This window comes from Aestuariivirga litoralis (genome assembly GCF_003234965.1).
Taxonomy (GTDB): domain Bacteria; phylum Pseudomonadota; class Alphaproteobacteria; order Rhizobiales; family Aestuariivirgaceae; genus Aestuariivirga; species Aestuariivirga litoralis.
Window position 1 is genome coordinate 117,785 of sequence record NZ_QKVK01000008.1, and the last position, 22,362, is coordinate 140,146.

Genomic DNA, 22,362 nt, shown 5'->3' on the forward strand with positions numbered 1-22,362 from the left:
CTGACTGCTCGGAAAGAGCACGACGGCGGTAAGTAATTGAAAGACAGAAGTTTTCTTTTGGGCTCACCGCCGTACTTTGCATCTTCCATCCAGAGCGCGAGAGGCTCTCTCATCCAACCTTCGCGTAGTCTCTGGCATTCGGGCCGCCTGACCAAACCACGCCTTTGAGGTAATCGTCTTTCGCCAAAAATAATGTCGGCTGCGCATTAACACCTGCCGACGCGAAAGTCGGCAATGTGTCGATAATGGCCCAGGCGACGAAACCGCGAAGCTGACATATCGTAACTATGGGCGTGGCAATCGTGTCGCCATCGCTCAGACTGCGGCTAGGCCAAGGTAATCCATGCGGCGTTCCAGAACCGGCAAAGTGTTCTGATCGCCAGATGGCAGCATGTTAGTCGAGCTCCACAATCATGGCTGCTCGTTTGGCGCGAGTGAGAGAGACATACATCAATCTACGCTGATTGATGGTCTTGTCTGGAGGCCCAAGATAATCCACTGGGGTCACGATTGCCACAGCATCGAACTCCAATCCCTTGGCACGGTGCATTGTCGCAAGGTGAATTACGTTCTGGGCATCGGAGTGGTTAGATTGTGCATCAATGGTGATGCAGCGAAGCCCAGAGCGCTGTAACTCTGCTGCCAAAGCGTCTCGGATCTTTTCGCTGGGAGCGATCGTGCAGAAAGAGGCCCTCTGTCCATCGGCAGTAAACTCTGCGTGGAATTTCTTAATTTGCTCGGCTGCTTCCCGGACATCGCCGGCCTTTGCCACTGACGGAGCTGGGCCGTGTGATAAGGACTTATAGCGCCGATTTTCGTCGTGACCATCGTCCAGATCATCAATCTCACAACCCTCAAGCAATGCTACAGCGTGGCGGCGGATTTCGTCTGTCGTTCTGTAGTTGAGATATAGCTTTCGTGCTCTTCCGCGGATGTCTATTCCGCATTTTCCCATCGAGGCCCGGTTGCGACTATATATTCGTTGATGGCCGTCACCGACGAAGAACAAATCATTACTTCCAGCCGCGATCATTGCCCGGAGAAGCTTGAGTGCTTGGGGGCCAAAGTCCTGTGTTTCGTCTATCACGATTGCGCAGAGCGGCGGCCGCGAAATTGGATCCGATGTCAGCATTTCGGCGATTTCGCGGTAGGCGTCATCTACCTCCTTGAGGTGCCGAGAGGCGAGCTGCCCTCGGTACTCTTCGAACACTGGCCAAATAGCGTCGCGACTTGCCCGATTCAGTGTTCCGGATCTGCCGACCCGGCGAGCCATGCGGTATTCGTCCAGGCTGGTGATGCCTTGCGCGAGGATCACTTGCTCTAGCTCACGCTCATAGAAGTCATCTGGAAGATCCAATGTCGTATTTCGTGAGGCAAGGGCGGACTCCCACGCCTGCTTTGCTGCATCTTGCTGACGGTTGTAGACGATACGATGCTCGATTTTTCGTGCCCGCATAAATCCGTGGACCCATGCATCAAGGTTTTTCACCTCGATACGCGCCATGACCTGCGAATCACACAAACTCTTCAAATTGCTCTCGATGTCTGCAGCAAGATTTCGGGTGAACGTTGTGAATAGGACCCGCTGACCGTCTGCACAGCGATTCTCGGCGAGCCATTTTGCCCGATGCATGGCTAGAACGGTCTTTCCCGTTCCTGCACCCCCAAGAATACGCACCGGTCCACTGCGATCCCCCGAGGCAAACTTGATCTGGGTTGGATGAAGAAAGATCCGCCACTGCGCTAGAGGTGCATTGAGAATGGCAGCCATGGCCTCGTCAGTATTGACCACGACAAACCGCGACTTCGATTCTGGTGTTTCGAGTGCCTTGGCAAAATCGAGAACATCCACCTCGCGGTCGACACGTGTCTCGCGGGCACTGAGAATCTGGCTGACAGTGTCGCCAGCGGCTAGCAAGAACAAACTCTCATACGCCTCAACCGGTAGATCCTTTTGGATGTTGTCCAAGTCATCTTCTGACGAGATGGTCCTAACGACCCCGATCAATTCCTCAGGCAGTCCCAAGCTGATTAGTTCACGGTCTGTTACTGCAGAGAATAGAGGAGCCGAAGCGTTCCAACTGGCGTCAAGATCCGCTGAAGGTGGCTGCACTGCGTGCGTGCTTAACTCAATGTTTATTAGCTGCATTGCACCCGTTACAGGGTTGACCGTCAGCTTCCGGTTCTCTGCCCAGCGATATGCCGCATCATGATGATCGACATATAGCAGAACATAAAGGTCGCCATTATCTGGCTTGAACACAATCCCACGCCAGTCCTGGTCGATCCTTACAGACTTAAGCGATCGGTCTCTGGCTCCCTTTATGCTTTCGTAGTTGATACCAGGATTCCTTGGGTCTGCCTGGAATTTGACAGCCCACTTAAGGACCTTGCCCTGGATAGATAGAGGCAGGTCACCAAGCTGTAGAATGAATTCCTGCGAAAGAGCGACCTTGGGCTTCAACATGTTGCATCCTTCTGGCCAGCGCCTGAAACGCCTAGGGCTTTTGCGAGTGCTAATTCAATGGGGGTACCGTCCACGGTCTGATTTTCGTCTTGCATCTGAACGACCATCCAACCCTCGTCGGACCAAATCTTGGCCATATCATCCTGGTCAGACCTCAGCAGTACCAGCTTCTTCTCCGGCCATGCCGCTTCGCACTCTGCGACGATCGTACCGTCCGGCCCCGCCAACTCCATGCCAACCTCCGGCGGTCGCACAGCGTGCTTCTCAAGTTTTAATAATGCCGGCTTGAGAAAGGGTGCACAGGATTGTACTGCATCGCGCCACAACCCGGGCGGAACCATCTCACTTTGCTGATGTGATGCAAGTTCGGCGGCACCTTCAAACAGGCCGTAGTCACCCTCAACGAGACCCCGCTTGGTGGCCATCAGCATCCCGGGGAGGAACTGGAAGATATTGCAGGCTTGAAGCCATTGGCGCCACCTGAGGTGAAGTCCCTGCTCGCCATCGCCTGAGGATTCATCAAGTATAACGAATCCAGGAACCGGAGTTGCAGCAGATGGACCGGAGAGTAACGTGTGCGCCCACCACCCAACTACCGTAACAGGTGCTTCTGCAACAGATAAGAATGCCGTGTGATGTTTGCCCGAATGTTTGAGCCACTCGGGGATCAAGGCCTTCCATGCGTTCATCTGCGCTTTTGCTGCCTCTTGATCCTCCGGTGTCGTCGGGAGCAGCCGCGTGACGAGCGATGCTGCATTGCGCCGAAGCGAGCCTTCAGCCACGACGTCATTCTCAGGCGAGGCGAGATGATGGAGGAGCTGCGCAACTGCATTTTGGCTCAGCGGGTAGACCTCACTTGGCTTGAACCAGGTGGCAGCTTTTAGCGAATCATGACGATTAAGCGTTGTTGCGGTAGAAGGCAGGTCGGTCTCAAAGCCTCCACCGATCGAGGTTGTGATGTCTTCGTGAGTGATAGACCATACGACGTATCTGGAACTTGCTAGTAATGCGCTGCGCTTGCGGGCGTCTTCCTGCAGAGTTGACTTATGGTAAGTCCATCCGTCGCAAAAAACCGCGACGGGTTTTCGGGTCGAGCTCTCGCTCCACGGCCAGATAATGAAGTCGGGCTTGCTCGGCACCGTGATGCCATCACTACTGGCGAGATTTCTTTGAGGCTCTACACGATAACGGTTAGGCCCCACTTGAAGAATAAAACCGGATTTTCCGAAAACGATGTCCTGCAGCAAAGTGATTGGTGGCAGCTTGCCAATCCCGCTGAGTTTGCGAAGACACTCAATAAAGCGCGCTTCCAAAACAGAGTCGAAGTTGGGATTGATGTAGATTTGCGAGATGGTCTTTACACGCACTTTTGCATGCAGAGCTCCAGTGAGCTCTCGCAAAACGTCTTGGGCAATGCTGCGCGAGACTTCATCGAGGCTGCGGCCAATGCGATACTGGTATAGGCAGCGATAACATCCGTCCTTTTCCGGATCCTTGTTACAACTGCATGCATCTAGTGCCGCCAGTGACTCCTTGAAAACGCGGTCGAGCGCATCCGCCTCATGGGCAAGCAACTCATTCAGATAGCCTGTGCCGCCAGGGACTGAATCATACAGCAACACGAACTGTCGGCGAGGGCCATTGTCCTGCCCCGGTTCATCCTGAAGGGTCATGCGCAGGTGGTCCACCTTTCCACCGAAGCAGCGCTTCAGCCCCAACTGGATGGCCGCCATAAAAGACTGAATGACCTTTTCGTCCACGCCGTACTTGGTGAAGGGCACGAGAATGCGCAACGCTTCTGAGGTGAATTCCCTGTACAGGTACAAGCATTCGATCAGGGCGTCAGGATTGTCTCTGCTTCGGTGTGGGCAGTCTAGGCTATGCTGCTCTTCAGCATGATATGACGACTGCACCTTGCCGCAATCGCGGCAGAGCTTAAAGCCCGGGCGAGGAGCTTCACGGTCCGCCACCTTGAACGTGTCGCCAGGATTGGATATCTCGCCAAAGTTGATGTCGCGGAATGTTACTCGAGCAAGAAACTCGAAGCCAAATGGCGGCATACCATCTGGAAGCTGCCACGCCTCCCGCACTGTGGACGGCTCGAAATTCGCAAGCAGTTGCCTTGTATAGAAGGCAGGCTCACGTTCCTCGGCTGCATCATCGATCCGTACTTGAGAATCGTCGCTGTTCGCTATCGCTTGGCGAAAGCGTAGAAGGGTGCGCTTCTGGGATACGTTACCCCAGAGGGCATCGCTACATCGAGGGCAGGTGCCGTACTCATCGACAGAGATGCTGAGGTTTTGTACGTGCTGGCAGGCCGGACAGAACCTCCATTCTTCTGTGCTGGTCAGAGACATGTTGATCTGGTCGATCTCCACTTTTCTCTGATTTGCGTAGAAGCGGTTTTCCGGTGCGAATTCAGACAAGGCGGAATTGGCCGGTCGCTCATACTTCAGCGTCTCAAGCGTCACGTATTTTCCCGGGCCCGTGTCATCGTCACCCTTTCGCCTCCACAGCACTGATTTGAGTTCGATACCGGCTTCGGGGAATGCATAATTCGGAATGAGACCCGCATCTGTCAGTGTGTTGAGCAGGTCGCGGGTGTTTATCTCCTTGACCAGCTCAAGGATCTTATTCTTCTCGCTAATCAGCTCTGCGATGGTGTTCTGGGTGGCTTGGTCTTGCGGACCTTGCTCTGCCTTGATGCGTTGCCGATCAACCTCTTCTTTACGCTCACGCCAGACCTTTCGTTCCCTGACCAGGTCCTGCAGTGTTTTCATCAGGCGGATTTTCAATCCGTCATCCTCGCCTTGGCCTTCGATGAAGTCTCGAAGGCGGTCGATTACGACCTTGTCCGCATCCGACCCAAGGAGGCTGACAAATCCGTCGAATAACCGAACCTGATTTGTGACTACGTGATCGAGAAAGACGTAAGGGAAGCGATCTATCTTTACCTGTTCAACTGCGTCCAGCGCGGGCGAGGTCTTGTCCGGCAGGACTGCCAGGTTCTTCAGACCGGCAACCCAGTCATCCATGCAGAACGCAAAGAGCTGACGACGGAGCACTTCCACAGCCTTGAGAAAGACGCCTAGTGCTTCGACCGGACCTGCGATCATCTCTTCGGTTTCGGCGAAAAAATAGAGGTCATGAGGGCTATTGCCATCCGCCAGTGTTGTCGTCATTGCATTTCCGTCGCGGCGGCCAGCTCGGCCGATACGCTGCAGAAAGCTGGCCTGGTTTGGCGGGACGGAACACAGAAGGACGGATGACAGATCACCGATGTCCACGCCCATCTCGAGAGTAGGGGTGGCCGAGAGGAGGTTCTCGTACCACGGCTGTGGCTTCTTTGCCTTGAAGCGCGCTTCGAGTGCCTCACGTTCGGGCCGTGGCAGGAGGCCTGTGTGCTCGGCTGCGATAACGCGCTTCAGATCTCCGCGACTGAACCTGTCCGACCACCAGCCGGCCGCGTCCGGGATCGTCTCGACATAGGGCGATCTCAGATCCTCCAGGCTCGGCATCCCCAAGAGAGGCTCCGCCTCGTTTCGCGGCACCGCCAGCCGTCGTGTATTGCCGCGTGTGGTGACAAAGGCCAGATCGGTGCGGAGTACCAGCGCTTCGCCGGATAGGCCAAGGTTGGTTCCAGATAGTTCAAGGACGCCATCTTCCTGCAGCGCCTTCAGGGCGATGCTGTACATATCCGCAAGCAGGCTGTTGTTGAGGAGCACTTTGGACTCAAAACACGCGAAGCCCCATTTCTCGTACCAACTCCTGGCGGCGCCGGTTCCACGGAGCTTGTCGAAACGGCCTTGGTTCGTTGCGCTTAGAAAGACAGGGCGAGGGCCACCCTTGGCCATCCGGGGCATCCATTCGCCCCGCCCACCGAGACTTATCAATTTGAAGTGGTTCTCGTCCTGGGCGTACTCGATCAACATTGGATGCATGACGCCGCCGCGTTGCCGCATGTGGGTGAGCATACCCCAGAGCCACTGGGAGATCTGCTTGCCGGACAACTCCCGTATACCGAGGCGCTCGCCGAACACCGGCAGAAGGTTCGCGGTCACGCGTTCGACGCGCTCCCAGGGAACGGTCAGCACGGCCTTGCCGATACGTTCTAGGGAGCGGCCGCGCTGGCTCTGATAGGTGAGGTCGGAGAACAGCTGCCAGAGCAGGCGTTTCTTGACCTTGTCGGGCAGACGCGAGCCGGCTGGCAGCGCCTCGTTTGTGCGGAGCTCGCTCCAGCCGCGCTGCCAGGTCATGTCGGGTGCCAGGAACTCGGCGACGAGTGTTTCCTTCGGCATGCACAGGACGGAACCGGCCGAGGTGAACTGCGCTTCGGCCAGTTCCAGCACCTTGCTCCAGTTCTTTCCCGAAGCGCCCATCATATCGAGGCTTTGAACCCATGCGGTACGGACGTTGTTCTGCCAGGTGCGCGCGCCGAAGAAGCCAGCCCGGTGAGCGGCGTCCTGAACGGAATCGGAGAACGCGATGAGCTTCTTGTCGTCATTGAAAAGGCTTGCCCAGGAGGCATCGATGACCTGCGCGCCGAGCGTGGCGTTGCGTGCGCCGAGCAGGATCAGTGCCCCATGCGCACCACAGCTGGGACAAGTGTCGTCATGGCGGGTGATGTTGGCGCCTTGGCGTTGAATTTGCCTTGAGCCAGTGGCGAGGAACACACCCAACAGCTCGCGCTGGCCGCATCCGCCGCAGATGTCGGCCCCGTTTTGCAACGTCCCGCAGGACGTGCAGAGCTGCTTGCGGATGCCGTCAGCGTGGTCCCCAGTCTCGCTTTCGAGGGCATAGATGCGCACGGCTTCCGGATCCTGGCGGAACCAGGCTTCGTAGATCTTGTCGAGTTCGGAAGAAAGTTTCGGATGTGCCGGGGGTCGGCGCGAGAGCCAACCCGTCGTGCGGCACTGGTTGCATTGAAGGAGCGGAAGATAGACGCCGCCTCTGTCGGCCGGAAGATCGCGCTCGGGTACCAGCCGCAGCTCGGCAGAGTTCCTGACGACCTTGCTGACCATGCGCCTCAGCTCGCGGACCCATAGCTGCATGCGCAAGGTGACGAGCGGCAGATTGTTCTCGCGGAGTGCCCATGCGACGAGGACGAGCAGGGCGTCGAGCACCTTCTCCACCTCCTGCGGCGTGGCCGTGGGCATACTGCGGGCGAAGGACTGCTTGAGGTCGGAATAGGGCACTACTCCGCTACGCAAGAGCTTCAGCAGGTTGACGAAAAGTTGGTGCTGCTTCAGCCGCTCGCCGAGGCTGCGTCGCCACGCCCGGTCCTTCACGTCCGCTGGCGCGGCCTCGCCATTGAAGAAAAGGGGATACCATGCCTGCACTGCTGCCTCGGGGCTGGCATAGGCATCGGGCGACAGGACTGGCACTAGGGCAGGCTGGAAGAGGAACATGTATTCGACGGTCGCTTCGTCGAGGAAGGAGGCGACCGACCGTCGGTTCTCCATGATAACCGAATCCGTGTCGAAAGCAGTGCTGAAGATCTGGCGGGCGTAGTCACGCAGTGCGGTGGTATCGTTACCGTGACCGAGCGTAGCCGAGGTGCCGGCGCAGATCAGATGGTCCTCAGGAATCTTTAGACGGGCGCGGAGGCGCCTCAAGAGAAGTGCGAGATCGGTTCCCTGGGCACCGTCAAAGGTGTGGAGCTCATCGACCACAACGTAGCGCAGTGTCTCGGGGCCGTTAGACTCCCACAGCTGCCGGTCTTTCGGGCGCAGCATGAGGTAGTCGAGCATCTTGTAGTTGGTGAGCAGGATGTCCGGCGGGTTCTTGCGCAGTGTGTCCCGGTCGGTGATCACGTGGGTGGGCGCCATGAGCATGCCCTCGCCGGGGTTGGCAACGGATCCGCCCACATACAGGCCCACGCGCAGCTGCTTGAAGGCAGGGATGCTGTCGACCAGCTCGGCGATACGGCGCGCCTGGTCGGTTGCAAGGGCGTTCATGGGATAGATGATGAGGGCCTTGATGCCCTTCTCGCCGCCTGCCCGGGCGCGTGCCGCATGGTCGAGCACGGGATAGAGAAAGCATTCCGTCTTGCCGCTGCCCGTGCCGGTGGCGATGAGCGTGCTGAGTGCCCTGTGGCGGGAGGAAAGCCGCTCCCACGCCTTTTCCTGATGATCATGGGCGGGGTGCTGGGTCTGGAAGTCCGCAAAGAACGTGCGCCCGGCCTTGCCCGGCACGAAGGGCAGGCCCACCTGCACATAGGGTCCCTTGAGCCATTGGGTCTCATCCTCGGCAAAACGCGTCATCAGCCCCTGGAAGAAGCGGTCGCCCGGCTCATAGGCGGCCATCAGGAACTGCTTCAGGCTGGTGCGGATGTCACGCGCGAGGAGGGAGGGCAGCATGTGGTCACGTTCCCATGGGATCAGGCGGCGATTTCGGAGGAGGCACGTGACTCGAAATGCGCCCAGGCGAGGCGATAATCGGCTTCGCGGTTAGCGAGCACGAAAGGCGCCACATAGCGCCGTTCCACCACGCGGGGGCCGCCGGGCTGCGTATCATCGCTGACCCACTGCGTGACGACGGTGCCATCGGGCACGAGGAACTTGCCCTCCTTGTACAGGTCTTCCCAGCCGAAATTGCCCTCGCGGGACTTGCCGTCAGGCGTCTGGATGCGCGTCTTCGGGGTCTTCTTTCCACCCTTGCGGGGAAGGCCCACGCCCACAAGGCCCTTGCTGATGGTGAAGACGATCCGGCCCCTCATGTCATACCAGGTGTCGCGCTCATATTGCTGCATCACTGGGAACTGGACGCGGTAGATCAACAACAGCTCATCGAGCGTGAGGCCCAGCGCTTGCGCCACCAAAACATCGATCTCCAACAGCGCCATTCGTCGGGCATAGTCGCTGCGCAGCGCGCAATCGCGTGTCCATGTGCTTGTGAGGTTCTGCCAGAAGTCCCCCGATAGACGCGGATTGTCAGGCTGGCTCCAAGTCTGGTCGGTGAATGTGAGGTCGAAGACTTCTTCCCACAGAGGGGCATAGTGGGTGGTGAGGCAGTTGAGAACGAGGGCGCGTGCAGCAAGTTGCGTAACTTCGACAATAGGTAGTCGCTCGAGCGTCGATTCAGCTAAATCCGAATACCCAGTAGCCTTTATCATAAAATCCGAAATAATCGAAGCCATGGACCCAGCAATCGCCGCAATGACCCCAGGCTCTTCGATGCCAAGACTTAATACCGTGTCTATGTGCACGACGTATTGGGGTAGAATTGCTGCGGTGAGCGTTCTCTCTCCTGATATCGAAAGTCTTCGCCTAAAGCATATCCTGAAAAACTGATCCATCCGGGAACCCGTCCCCCATGGCGCGGACGGAATCTTTGCATCAAAAGCGGGGTTGACGCGATTCGCTCTGAACTTCGACCGCGGCAGATAGCTCTCGGTACTTTCGCTCAGATCAACCGGCAGAAACGCTCTATGTGTCTTGCAAACGCGCATTGGAGTTTGCGAAAAAGCGTTTGCAACATTTACTTGTGGCCCACAGAGAACTAGATGATCCGCCTTTGATGGAAATTCGGTTAATCCCCCGGCTTGCCTTTCTATCAATCGGGCATCTTCAGAAGCTGTTTCACCAAACATCTGCGTGCTCAGGTAGGGAATTTGAAGTGTCTTTAGCTTGTTTTTGTAGAGCTCGATTTTTGTGAGTGTATTGACGATATTTGAGCTGAACACAGGTAATATCCGTGTATCGAGCGGATCAGCTTCCGGATCATATACATCGCGGAAGAGAGTTAAAATGTTTCGATCTACCTTGATAACTCGACTGCTGTGTCCTGACAGGTTCCATGATCCATTCTGATCTTTAAGGCCTCCAGTGGGGTCACCAACAGTTGTCACGTAACAATCGTCAATGGTCTTCGGATGAAACAGATTGGCAATAAAATCAAAACAAGGTGTTTGTCGCTTGGAGAGGATATTGATGCAATAGCGACGAGTATTTCCGATAGGAAAAAGTTTCATCTCGTTCTGAAATAGAAAAGCAGATCGGAGACGATGGTATAGCTCTCGCCGAAGCATAGTTCCGTTAGTATCTTCAAATGGGCCGAAGGGACACAATATGGCAACTACACCATTGGTTTGGGCAAGCCCCCAGCTCTTTGGCAAAAAGCATTTATAGAGATTCGCTGCCGAACCGTCCATGATTGAGTAGTTTTGGATTGATCCAAGAAACGACTGCGTGCCCTGCGCCTCCTCTAACTCTTCCGTCCATGCTTGCTTCAGCCCAGGAAACAGACTGAATGCTGCCGACCGGCGCTTTGTGAGTTCAGTGGCGCTGAATTTGCGGATGGCGAAGAGTGGATTGTATTCGCCAAGTATTCCAGCCTCCTTCCACTCCACCCTCAGCCAGGGTGGATTTCCGAGAATGAGGTCGAAGCCGCCGCGCTGGCGGAGGATGTCGGTAAAGAATAAGGGCCAGTGCATGAAGCGGCGACTGGCGGCGATTTCCTCGACGAGGACTATGCGCGGGAACACATCACGCAGCTTGCTGATGCGCAGCTGGCCCAGCCGGTCATGCAGCTTCGACGCTTCTTCTGTGATGGTCAGGCCGGGTTGCGGGTCAAACCCGTCGAAGCTCGGCTGCGCCTTCGGCGCGAACTCCTGCTTGCGGGGTGGGGCAGGCTGGGGCGCATCGAACACGAAGCCGGGTTCCGGCGAGATGTCCATCACATTGCCTTCGAGGATGGCACCCAGTTCCATCAACCACATCTCACGGCTGGGCAACTCGCTGCTGCGCGTGATGGGCCAGAACCACAGCGCACACCAGTAGTCCATCACCAGCTTCAGCCGCCGGAAGGGCGTGGCGAGATCGCCATCCTCGTTGAAGAGGCCCTTCTTCCGGATTGCATCCTTCTCCGCACGTGGGGTGATGGTGCCTGCGGGCTTCGTGGTGTGCGGCCACACATCCACCGGGTCTTCCGTGCGCTCCCGGTCTCGCGCCACGGCCCTGGTGTGCTCGTCCCACAGTTCCTCTACCTTGGCGCTGAGCTGCAACAGCCGATCTGTCTCATGCGGCTCGAGCGGTGCACAGAAGGTCTTGCGCCACTCCTTCAGCCGCACGAAATCCTGCGGGTAGAGCGCCTTGGCATTCTTGTCCGTATAGTCAGACATGCCGGGATCGGGCAGCAGGAAGTGCCAGATTTCATCGGCCCTGCGCGGCGCGTCACGAGTGACGTCGCGCGGTGCCGTCTCGTGCCACTTTGGTTCGGCGCGCTTGCCCAGGCTGCCGATGGCATAGGCCTGTTCCCGCGCGCCGATGAGGCTGTTGCCGGGAAAGAGCTGATAGCCGAACCACGGGACGCGGGCGGGAAGGGGGCGGCCCTTCTCATCCGTCTCGCCATAGATGGCGTTGAGCCAGAGCGAGACTTCCGCCAGTTCCACCGCCACGGGGTTGAGGTCGACGCCGAACACATTGCGGTCGGCCAGCACCATGCGGACCTTCTGCAGCTCCTGCGCATAGTCATCGTGTGGAATGCGGCGGCCGAGCTCCTCCTGCTTCCGGATGAGATAGGCCTCCGCCAGCTGGTTGACGGCCTCGTTGAGGAACGCGGCACTTCCCATTGCCGGTTCGCAGACGGTGAGGCTGAGAATGTCATCGGCGCAGGTCACCCGCTCGCTGGCGAGAAGCTCCTTCAGCGCATATTTCACCAGGCACTGGGTGAGTACCTGCGGGGTGTAATAGCTGGCACTCTTTTCGCGGTCCCGCCCGGCCAGGCGGTAGATGAAGCTGTCCTTGGGGTGGCTGCGCAGTTTCTTGTAGCCGTTCTCGTCGTAATCGTGGACGCGCTCATCCTCGGTGTATTCGGGGAGGCGGCTGGCAGTCACGAACCATGCGTTTGCAAGCTTGTCGCCGTCCTCCTGTCCTGCATGCCCTTTTTTGCTGTGGAAGGAATCGCCCTCGCCTTCTTCGGCCTCGTCATCGGAACCGGACTCCTCACCTTCCTCCTCATCGCCCACTGCGGCGGTTGCCTTAGCGCTTTCCTTCGAGGGCTTGACCTCATACAGGGTCTCGGCAGCAAAGAATCCACGGTAGCTTAGAAGCGCTTCATAGACGGCCCCAAGCTGGTTGATCGAAAGAAGCTGATAGCTCACCCTCCCGCTGCGCCCTCCCTTGCCCTTACCCCGTGTGAGCGACAGCAGCCGAATGACGCGCTGCCAGACATGGTTGGGGAACACGACCTTGCGGAGTAGCGGCAGTGCGGAGTCGTCGAACAGGCGGCTGTCGAGCGGTGCCAGCGCGAAGGTCTCACGAGCACTTGAATGCTTGCCAAGCTCATGCTGCACGGGCTCACCCAGCCCACAGCCCTGCGCCACGAGCCGGAACAGCTGGCGCAACGTGGCATCGAAATAGGAGCCATTGCGTGCCTGCTGGGTGAGGAGCGGCTGCATCTCCAGCTCGCGCAGGCTCTGCAGGCTGTAGCCCTTCAGATAGATCTCGCTCTTGCCGATCGGCACGTAGCCGAGCTCCGGCCGTGCCTCGATATAGAACATGAAGAGCAGGCGGTAGACGAGGCGTAGGCACTCGAGGCTCAGATCTGATGCTTCCAGCTGGTCCTTGCCGCTGTAGAAGCCCTTCTTGGCCGCTGCCGCCCGATCGCGCAGCTGCAAGGCCGCTTCGTTGCCCAGAATTTCGATGGCTTCGCGGAGCGCGTATTTCAGGTCTTCGCTGACGCCATAGGCATGCTTGTGGGCGTTCTCGTCGAGGCTTTCGAGAAGGCTTGCGCCTTTTGCAGGCGCCAGGCTCTCGCGGTGCAGCAGCGCCGCGCATGCCTTCAAAGTATCGGGATCCTTGCGATCGAGGATTTCCTTCCAGTCGAACCGCAGTGCGCGGCTGCTCGGCCATTTGTAGCGGTCTATCAGCAGCCACTCGTCAAGCCCTGCCAGCAGCACATAGCGCGGCGGCGCTTCGCTGCCGAATACGGCATCCGTCAGAAGATCGGCCCAGCTCTGGTCCCTGAGGTTCTTCGGCACTCCGCTCTCGCCATAAAGCAGGGGATGAAGCTTCTGGTCGAGCAGCGCGTCTTCCTTCACCCCAGGCTCAAAGGCCGGAAAGACGGCAAGGCCCGGCAGCTGCGCGTGCCAGACCGGCAGCGGCATGCCGGCCGCTATCTCTATGAGCCGAGGCAGGCCGGTCGGGGCCTCATAGCCCAGCGCACCGAGCAGGTCGACCTGGAGCCGGGTGAAGCCATCCCACAGCGACCGGGCATCCTGATCGCCGCTGGCCAACCGCTCGCGCATCCTGAACCAGCCTTGTGCAAGTCCCCGCAGGCGGTTGTGTGGCGCGCGGTGGGCCGCATCGCCGGGGTGGGCCTTCTCTTCCTCTTCCCATAGATCCAGACGGGCGCGGATGTCCCCCTTGAACACTTCTGTCAGATAATGGTGGCTGTAGAACTCGTTGACATTCTCGATGCCGGGGAAGGTCTGCACGGCGTCAATCATGATGAAGCTCCGGCACGGACGATCTGATCGGGATGGCAGACTGCAAGCATGACCTGAATCCAGGGCTTAGGCTCCGCAGTCAGGGTGTCCTCCACCCAGCCGCGGTAATCGTCGAAGACCTTGTTGATCTCGCGGCTACGGCGGCTTCGGCGGCTGGCGCGCACCGTTTCCAGCTGCTTTTCGAGATCGAGTTCGAGCTGGTGGATCTGCCGTTCCTGCATCGCCTTCAGCTCCGCCAGAGTGTTGGCGAGGCGGGCACTCAGATCGGCGGAGAAGCTCCGGCATAGGTCAGCCATGTGCTGGTCCATCAGGCGGATGGCTCCGGACAGCGCCTGCTGCAGGCTGGTGATGACAGGTCCAGTCCCGCCCGGCCCGCGATTCGGAAGTGCGCCAGCCCTCAGCCCCGCCCGGCGGATGAACTCCGCAAAGGGCTCGAGCGCAAAGACCCCCGCGCCACGCCGGGTGGCTGCCTGCCAGTCCACGAGCAAGGGTTGCCCCTTGCGGTTGGGAATGAGGCTCATCAGTACGAATGCCTGCTCATCCGGTGCGATGTTCGGGCTTTGGATGAGGGGCGCACGGTGCCGGCCGAAATGCGTCAATACCCGGTCGCCCAGCCACTCCATGATGGGGTGTTGGGGCCACAAGTATTGCAATGCCGGCCAACTTTCCTCTTCGGACTTAGCCTGTCTTGCCTCTTCGATGGCGCGCGCCACCGCATCCTTGTCCGCGCTGAGGTGATACTGCCCGTCGTGAACCTGCGCTTCCCGCGGCAGCTGCTTGAGACGTTCTTCGAGATCCGGTGGCGGGGTCAGCGAGATCACCTGGCCGCCCGAGTGAGACCAGAACCGGTGCTTCTGTCCCTGGCTGAGTTGCTCCAGGGCAGCCTTGGCATAGGCAAAATCGCTTTCAAAAAGGCTGGGGGGCGCTTCGATCTGCTGCATGCTGCGTTCGCCCGCTGAACGTCCGGCGTCTTCAGTCTCGGGTTCAGCAGCAAAGAGGCGCAGCAGAAACTCGCCTTCGTCGTCTTCCTTGGCCTGGGCCGTCTTGTCGAGAATCGTTTCGAATTCCTCTGCCGATTTGCCAGCGGCCATGATGTCGCTGACCTTTTCGCTCTCCTTTTCCGCAGAGTGGACACCGAGGAAAATGGAAGGATCGCCGAGGTTCTTTACGGCCTGCTCGTCTTTCTTCTCGAGGATCTCGAGGATGCGCAGGTCGCCGCGTATCTTCTCACTGGCCGCTTCGGTGAAAAGATAGATGATCTGTGGCTGATGCTTCTGTCCGTAGCGGTCTACACGTCCATTGCGCTGCTGGAACACCATGAGTGACCACGGCAAGTCGAAATGGACCAGTCGGTGGCAGAAATAGTGGAGGTTCAACCCTTCGCTGGCGACATCAGAGCATAGCAGGATGCGGATCGTGTCATCGCTTCTGCCAAAGCGTTCAACCAGATCCTGCTGCTCGGTATCGCTCATGGCCCCATGCAGCACGGCGATCTGGTTTGAGTGGAGGCCCAGGTCCTGGCGGAGGTGCTCCAGGAGCCAGTTCAGCGTTTCGATCCGCTCGGAAAAGATCACCAGGCGATCCGCGGTGTTTCCTGCCGACCAGCCAAAGGCCGGATCGCGGAGCTGGCCCAGGAGACGCTGGTACTTGCTGAAGCTTGCCGCATCTGGCTCGGCAAGCAGGGCGTCGAGACACGCCTGGAAGTCCTCCAGGCCGCGAATCTCCTCCCGCTCCGCATCACTTGTCTGTTCCTTGCTGGCGAGCAATTTGATGCGGTTCTCGGTGGATTTGCGAGCGGCTGCCGGGCTGGAAAACAAGCCCTTCTGCAAGCCGACACGCTGCAGCTCCTGATTCTTTCCCGCCTGATAGCGGCCGGACTGGGTGAAGCGGATGTTCAACAAGGCCTCGTAGGCGCGTTCTTCCGAGGCGCTCGCCTGCTGGCGCAGGCGCAGAACCGACCGCTCCTGGAAATCATCGGCAACCTGGTCCTTGATGTCCTTCTTGAACCGTCGGATCACGAGCCCTTTTCCGCTGTAGTCATCCCGAGTGTAGTCATCCGGGTCCGAGATCGACGTAGGATCGAGCAAGGTCATGAGCGAGGCAAAGCTGCGCGCCGACCCATCATGCGGGGTCGCTGAAAGCAGGATCAGAGTATCAGATCGAGTAGAGAGCTGGCGGGCTAGCCGGGCGCGTCTTGCCAGGCCCTCTTCGCCGGCGCGTGCGGCCACGTTGTGGCATTCATCAATTACGATGATGTCCCACCAGGCGTTCTCAAGATAATTCCGGTATTCGAGATTGCTCTTCAGGGTATCGACAGAGATGATCGTGCGATCAAAATAGTTGAAAGGATTGTGGTTTGCTGGAATGCGGTTTCTGACTCTCGCGATTCCCTGGGAATCCAGCCTGACAAGCGGGATTGAAAACCGGCACCACCATTCTTTCTGGAACTGGGTCAGCATGGCTTTCTGTGTGACTACCAGAATGCGTTTGCCCCGACCACGCTGAATGAGTTCAGTTGTGAGGATTGCTGCTTCAAGGGTTTTGCCAAGGCCCACCGCATCGGCGATCAGAAGCCGTGTGCGCGGTTGACGCAGTCCCTGAATGGCAGGATCGAGCTGATAGGGAACAAGGTTCATCACCGCGAGATGGCCGAGCCTCAGCTTGTCGTCATTCGGCAGGCAGCGCCGCAATGTGCTTTCGAGGAAGAGCATTGCGGCATCGAAGGAATTGCTCTCGTCCGCCACCAACTCGGTCCGGGCGGGGTCGAGAATCGCAATGTTGTCTTCGAGCTTGGTGAGAAAAAGGGCAGATCTTCCCTGCACAAGATCTGAAACACCCTCACAGCTCAAAACAAAGCCGCCGTCAGCCGATGTATCAACGCGCTTTACGAGCCATTCCTCGTTTCGAACTTCAACGCGCGACCCGGGTGCTATAGACGAAAGCATCTTCAGCCCAACCTCTAACGCTGCGGCGACTGCCAAGGGGCTGATCTCAGCAGCAGTTTTGACCAAATCATCGTCTTTTGAGCGAATACGGTCAACAGTATATTATCCTGAATGACGCCAGTGGCGTCTGGAGAATCACTAAGATTTTGGTACGGTTAGAGCCGTCGCAGATGTAGTCGTCACCCGACTCGGCAGGCGTCGTCGCAGCAGCTGAGAGGCCATATCACGGCTTGCCTCGCTTCTTATCTGGGTCCACTGATCAGGTCTTGGCTCGCACGTCCTGTACGTGCTTGCAATTCCCCCGGTAGAGGAAACCCTCGCACGTACACTCTAGGTGTCCGGCGCGGCCGTAGGTAACCCGGTATGACTTCGACGGGTCCCTGGAGGACTTGAATTCCCACATCCCGGGATTGTCCGCCTCCTCCTGTTCTCGATGGGTCTTCGGGATCAGGGTGGTGAGTTCCGCCAGCCGGTCCTTCGGATCGCTCTTGGCCAATTTCGCCTCCTGCATGAGGGCAGGGGCGATGGCGCGAAGCCGAGCCTCCAGTTCGGCAAGGAAGGAGGCTTCGGGGGCGACTTCGGCCTCGACCGATCCGATCAGAGCCATTTTCAGCGAGAGGAGTTCCGAAATGTATTCGTCCAGCGAGCCTGCAGCGTAGAAGTATTCGACCGTCACCCGGTTCTTCTGCCCAAGTCGATAGCAGCGGTCCTCTGCCTGGGCGTGGTTCGCCGGCACCCAGTCGAGGTCCTGAAAGATCACGTGGGTTCCGGCTGTGAGCGTGATGCCGACGCCGCCGGCAATCAAATTGCAGACTGCGACCTTCACGTCCGGATCGTCCTGGAAGCGCTCGACGGTCGCCTGCCGCTGCTCCGCCGTGTCCGACCCGGAAATGGTCACACAAGCCTCTCCCAACGTCTTCGCGTGGCGCTTCAGCCCCTCGGTGAAGGATGTGAACACCACGACCTTCTGACCAGTGGCGAGAACGTCCTCGATGCGCTCCTCAACCGCCTTGTGCTTGGCCTTGTGGAGTGCGGTCCGGACCTTCATCAGTTTGGCGAGGAACTGCTTGTCGTTGGGGTTCGCCGGATCGGTGGCGGCGTACCAGCGCATGAACGCGAGCGAACTCTCGACCGCCGAGGGGCTGGACGCGACATCGACTGGGACCCAGCTACGGACCTTCGGCGGCAGGTCCAGGACCTCCTCCTTCTTCCGGCGGATCGACACCTCCTTGAGCAGTAGGTTCAACTCCTCGAGGTTCGAGGCTCCGGTCGTCACCCAGCCGAAGTCATTCTGATAGGCATCGCAATAGCGCTTGGCAAAGGACAGGAAGGACCGCGCCGCCGGGTGGCCGACGCAGCGGAGCAGGTTGAACAGGTCCCGCGGGCGGTTGGTCATGGGCGTTCCCGTAAGCAGGAACACATACTGGGGTCCGATCACCGGCGCCCGGGCCTCCTTCTGGACGCCCAGGAGCTTCAGGCAGTGGCCGGTGCGCTGGCTGGCGTTCTTGATGAAATGCGCCTCGTCTAGGATCACCCCGGCCCATGGAATATCGTGCAACCGGGCGGCGTACTTCGTCAGCAGATCGTAATTGACGACAACCCAGCGTGGCGTGGCTTCGGGTGCTCCGTCCTTCGCGCCAATGACCTCCACCACGGCATCCGGATCCACCATCCGGATCTCGCGTCGCCAGTTGAGCTTGAGCGATGCGGGGCAGACGACGAGGATCGCCCCTTCGGGCGCGCCGACGTTCATGGCTACTATGGCCTGCCGGGTCTTTCCGAGACCCATGTCGTCCGCGAGCACCACGCGCTTCTTCGACAGCAGGAAGGCGACGCCGTCCGACTGATGCGGATAGAGCATCCCGGGAGGGATTTTAGAGAGTTCCGGCAGGTGAGGGATTTGTATGCCGTCCATTCCGTTCTCCTGTTCTCAGGAATTGGGGTTCCAGTCGATGGTGATCTTCATGGCTTCCATGGTGATTTCATCGCGCAGTGCCTCAACAAGGGAAATCCGCTCCACCCAGGCCTTCCGTGCCATGTCACCGTTGGTTCCGGATGGAGGTTCGTAGTCACAATCCTCGGGCAAAGCCGCCCCCAGTGATCTCAGCAAGTCGTCGCAAGCCTCCATCACGACGAGGCGCTGCTCGGCAAGCACGGTCTTCGATCTTCCGGCAGCGTTAGGCTTCGGTGTCAGCAAGGGAGACAACGTCAGACCAGGATGCATGGTGAATATCTCCATCGATGGCGGCGCGGTGGGATGGCCGAACATGCTGCGGAAGGTTTCAGATATCAGTGAACAAGATCGTCTGGGCCCAGAGCGAAATCCTTCGATTGGCCGTTCGTCGCCGTTTGAATGCCAGGAAGCATCTCGTCGCAGGCATCCCAGCCTTCCTCGCCACTTTCATGCTGGCTGCGGACTCCGGGAGTGACCTTGATGGTGAGCCGCAAGCCTTGTTCAAGCTTCCAGGCCATGCTGCCTCCTCGGGATGATCCTCTTATAGATAGTGCCTTCGCCGGGCTCTGGTGTTGCCAGACCTACGCCAAGCTGCTGATGGTCGACGGCTATGTCCCTCGCCAGAGCCACGAGCCTGTCCAGGTCCGAGGTTGCCATATGGATCACCAGCGTTTCTTCGGGTCGTCCGCGGAAGTATCCCATGGCCTCGATGCAGGTGAAGGATGGAAACGCTTCGCCGCAAAGATCGAGTATGCGCTGTCGCTCTGCAGGCGACAGCGTTCCTGTTGGACCTGATCCAACGTAGAGCGAATGAAGGGGGCCGACGCGCTCGACTATGTGCCCGAATTCCGCGTTCAATGGACTGCCTCCCAGGGAAGGGGGAGGTCCGTGCGGCCGAAGTGGCCGTAGGCCGCGGTGGGATAATAGATGGGTCGCTTGAGATCCAGGATCTCGATGATCGCCTGAGGGCGAAGATCGAACTCCTGCGACAGCTGGGCGGCGATGTCGCGGGAAGTGCTCTTCTCCGTCCCGAATGTCTCGACGGCAAAGCTGACCGGCTCCGCGACGCCGATGGCGTAGGAAAGCTGAACGAGGGCGCGCGTGGCCCATCCTCGAGCGACCGCCTGTTTCGCGAGGAATCGAGCCATGTAGGAGGCTGATCGGTCGACTTTCGACGGGTCCTTGCCGGAAAACGCACCGCCGCCGTGGGGTACCGAGCCGCCGTATGTGTCGACGATGATCTTGCGCCCCGTGACCCCGGTGTCACCCTTCGGGCCGCCGGTGACGAACCGGCCGGTTGGGTTGATCAGGGTGCGAAAGCCCCTGGAACGAAGGTCCGTGGGTATGACAGCATCGATGATGTGCGACTGTACGGCGGAACGGACTTCATCGAGCCCGGTTTCAGCGTCGTGCTGGGTCGACAGCACGACCGCTTCGATCTCCAAGGGGTGCCCGTCTTCATAACGAAAGGTGACCTGTGACTTCGCGTCCGGCCTGAGCCACGGCAGGCCGCCGTTTCGCCGGATCTCTGCCTGCCGCCTCACCAGGTGGTGGGCATATATGATCGGCGCGGGCATCAGTTCCGGTGTTTCATCGCAGGCGTAACCGAACATGAGCCCCTGGTCGCCGGCGCCAAGGACTCCGTCCTCACGGTCGACCCCCTGGTTGATGTCCTGGGACTGTCTATTGAAGCGGACCTGCACCTCGCAGCGGTCTGGATCGATCCCGGTGGCAGCATCGCTATACCCCGCCTCCTGCAGGACCTCGCGCACCAGTCGAACGGCATCCTCGCGGACAGACCGGAAGTCGTCGATGCGCCGGGTCCTGAACTCTCCGGCAACGACAACGCACTGGTCGGCGAGCAGGGTCTCGCAGGCAACCCGTGCGTCGGGATCAAGCTTCAGGAAGGCGTCGAGGATTCGGTCGGAAATCCTGTCAGCCAACTTGTCGGGATGCCCCTCGGACACGGACTCCGACGTGAACAGACCATTGCGGATGGACATGTATCTTCTCCTTTTAGCCGCACTTGACGAAATGTCGGGGGCGGCAATCCGGATCAAATCCCCCCGGCCAGTCAGGTTGGCCAGACCAGGTTTTCAGCGAAGCAGCAGCAATTGCGGGACGGCATCCTTTCCAATCCAGACCACAGCGTCCTGCTCGAAAAGGCGTCCCAGTTCCCGGGCCACATCGGCATCGATCCCCAATGCGAGATAGCTCCTTTCCGCGGGCCATTTCCCGGCAGCATCGGCGCCCTCACCTTCGATGAGATGGTACGTGACCGCCCGGAGCCCTTCCTCGAGCCGCGCGTGAGCGGCCTCGTTGGCGGCATCATCCCGCTTCTGCCCAAGGGGATTGAAGGCCGTGATGAAAAGGGCGCAATTCGACCCGGTGTTTTGGTAGAGTGACAACAGTTCGGGCGAATGCTGGCCGATCCGCATGACCAATGCATCAGGTCCGCCTCCCGCACGATAGTCGGTGGCCAAGTATGCACTGATCTTGTCCGGTGGGATTTCCGTCTGCGTCATCTGCGTTCCCTCGTCACATGGAGGGTCGACGCACCCCGCATAGTTGCTCTTTCAAGCCACATCTCCTTTCGGATACCACCTTGCCCGGGAAGGCAGGTTGGTCTGGGCGTCGACCCAATCTAGATGCTGTGTTCTTTATAACGAACAAGCGCTATCGTGTCAATCAAAACCGCCGATTTGACAGCAGGCGTCTCCGGTCATGCTTCCCCGAAGCCGAAATGCTGCAGACGACAATTCCAGACGATCAGTGAAGAGTTTTCAGATGGATTCGGGCGCCAAGGAAATGCAATCTGGCTGTCCCTGCGGAGATAGCCAAGTGGGAAAATGGCTTGGTGTGGAATGTGGGACTTCTGCCACGTACTGCGCCACCAGAAGTCGGAATGCTTTCGAATAGGGCGTGCACATGAACAGAATCCCGAAACTGAATGTGTGGAAGCAGATCGCCGCAGATCTTTCAAAGCGCCCACACGTCACCTCCCCACCTCCTGTCCCCTCGTCGACCCACACCAGGTGGGAGCGTGAGAGAGCCTGGTCAGCGACAATCAAGTGGATGAACGAGAATGATGCCCTGGGCGCCATCAGCGCCCTGAAGGATGAAGACTATTCTTCAGAAGGGACTTTCCGCCCCTCCGGAATATCAACAGAGGACTTCACCGGTGAGATAGGTAGGCTACTGAAAGCTGTTCTTGAGGAGGCGACTTGGACAAGGCGAAAACGTCAGCTTGTTGCTGAACTGAAGCAGTGTCTCGAAGGAAGTGGTTACAACAAGGTCAATGGCCATGGTGTTCGTTACGTTGTCTCTCAAGTCGGGGAATCATTCATTTATCAGGTGCCCGCCAGCCAGCATGGACACCTGAGGCCATATCGGGGGAAGAAGGTCCGCGTGGTTTGTATAGGGTCGGGATCACGCTCATATCGCACCTACATGGTTGGACAGTTCCCTGATTCCACTTCGGGAATGGCCATCGGCGAACTTTAGAGTTCGAAAGCGACCATAAGAGTTCTGCAGGCGGTCTAGACAT

11 protein-coding genes and 1 riboswitch are annotated in these 22,362 nt (G+C 58.7%); of the genes, 1 reads left to right on the forward strand and 10 read right to left on the reverse strand.

Going from position 1 to position 22,362, the window contains the following annotated elements; translation table 11 throughout:
* Positions 1-394 precede the first annotated feature (394 nt).
* The 10 genes from DK847_RS16500 to DK847_RS16545 all read right to left on the reverse strand — a co-directional run bounded on the left by DK847_RS16500 (position 395) and on the right by DK847_RS16545 (position 21,340).
* Positions 395-2,467: a UvrD-helicase domain-containing protein gene (locus tag DK847_RS16500; RefSeq protein ID WP_111199629.1), complete on the reverse strand. Its 2,073-nt coding sequence runs from the start codon at positions 2,465-2,467 to the stop codon at positions 395-397.
* Positions 2,461-8,826, reverse strand: coding sequence for a DEAD/DEAH box helicase (locus tag DK847_RS16505; RefSeq protein ID WP_111199630.1), 6,366 nt, complete (start codon positions 8,824-8,826; stop codon positions 2,461-2,463). Before DK847_RS16505 ends, DK847_RS16500 begins: the two co-directional genes overlap by 7 nt.
* 20 nt (positions 8,827-8,846) lie before the next feature.
* Positions 8,847-13,916 carry an Eco57I restriction-modification methylase domain-containing protein gene (locus DK847_RS16510; RefSeq protein WP_111199631.1) on the reverse strand — a complete coding sequence of 1,690 codons (5,070 nt, stop codon included), beginning with the start codon at positions 13,914-13,916 and terminating at the stop codon, positions 8,847-8,849.
* Positions 13,913-16,897 (reverse strand): DEAD/DEAH box helicase, encoded by a 2,985-nt coding sequence (locus tag DK847_RS16515; RefSeq protein ID WP_204508363.1) that lies wholly within the window; start codon positions 16,895-16,897, stop codon positions 13,913-13,915. Before DK847_RS16515 ends, DK847_RS16510 begins: the two co-directional genes overlap by 4 nt.
* A gap of 223 nt (positions 16,898-17,120) precedes the next feature.
* Positions 17,121-18,776, reverse strand: coding sequence for a DEAD/DEAH box helicase (locus tag DK847_RS16520; protein ID WP_111199632.1), 1,656 nt, complete (start codon positions 18,774-18,776; stop codon positions 17,121-17,123).
* Positions 18,777-18,791: 15 nt separating this feature from the next.
* Entirely contained in the window at positions 18,792-19,130 is a 339-nt protein-coding gene (locus tag DK847_RS16525; RefSeq protein ID WP_146256158.1) for a hypothetical protein, read from the reverse strand.
* 20 nt (positions 19,131-19,150) lie between these two features.
* Positions 19,151-19,333 carry a hypothetical protein gene (locus tag DK847_RS16530; RefSeq protein ID WP_111199634.1) on the reverse strand — a complete coding sequence of 61 codons (183 nt, stop codon included), beginning with the start codon at positions 19,331-19,333 and terminating at the stop codon, positions 19,151-19,153.
* The gene (locus DK847_RS20430) at positions 19,317-19,673 is read right to left on the reverse strand and encodes a hypothetical protein (RefSeq protein WP_146256159.1); all 357 of its coding nucleotides are present in this window, start codon (positions 19,671-19,673) and stop codon (positions 19,317-19,319) included. The genes DK847_RS16530 and DK847_RS20430 overlap by 17 nt, the downstream gene beginning before the upstream one ends.
* Complete coding sequence (gene metK, locus DK847_RS16540; protein ID WP_111199636.1) at positions 19,670-20,818, reverse strand: methionine adenosyltransferase; 1,149 nt, start codon at positions 20,816-20,818, stop codon at positions 19,670-19,672. Before metK ends, DK847_RS20430 begins: the two co-directional genes overlap by 4 nt.
* A gap of 93 nt (positions 20,819-20,911) precedes the next feature.
* On the reverse strand, positions 20,912-21,340 hold the full coding sequence (locus DK847_RS16545) for a DUF3293 domain-containing protein (protein ID WP_111199637.1): 429 nt from the start codon (positions 21,338-21,340) through the stop codon (positions 20,912-20,914).
* A 29-nt stretch (positions 21,341-21,369) separates the two neighbouring features.
* Positions 21,370-21,472: riboswitch (SAM-I-IV-variant riboswitch) on the reverse strand.
* A 418-nt stretch (positions 21,473-21,890) separates the two neighbouring features.
* On the opposite strand from DK847_RS16545, the gene DK847_RS20435 reads away from it, so the two are divergent.
* The gene (locus tag DK847_RS20435) at positions 21,891-22,319 is read left to right on the forward strand and encodes a hypothetical protein (RefSeq protein ID WP_146256160.1); all 429 of its coding nucleotides are present in this window, start codon (positions 21,891-21,893) and stop codon (positions 22,317-22,319) included.
* Positions 22,320-22,362 lie beyond the last annotated feature (43 nt).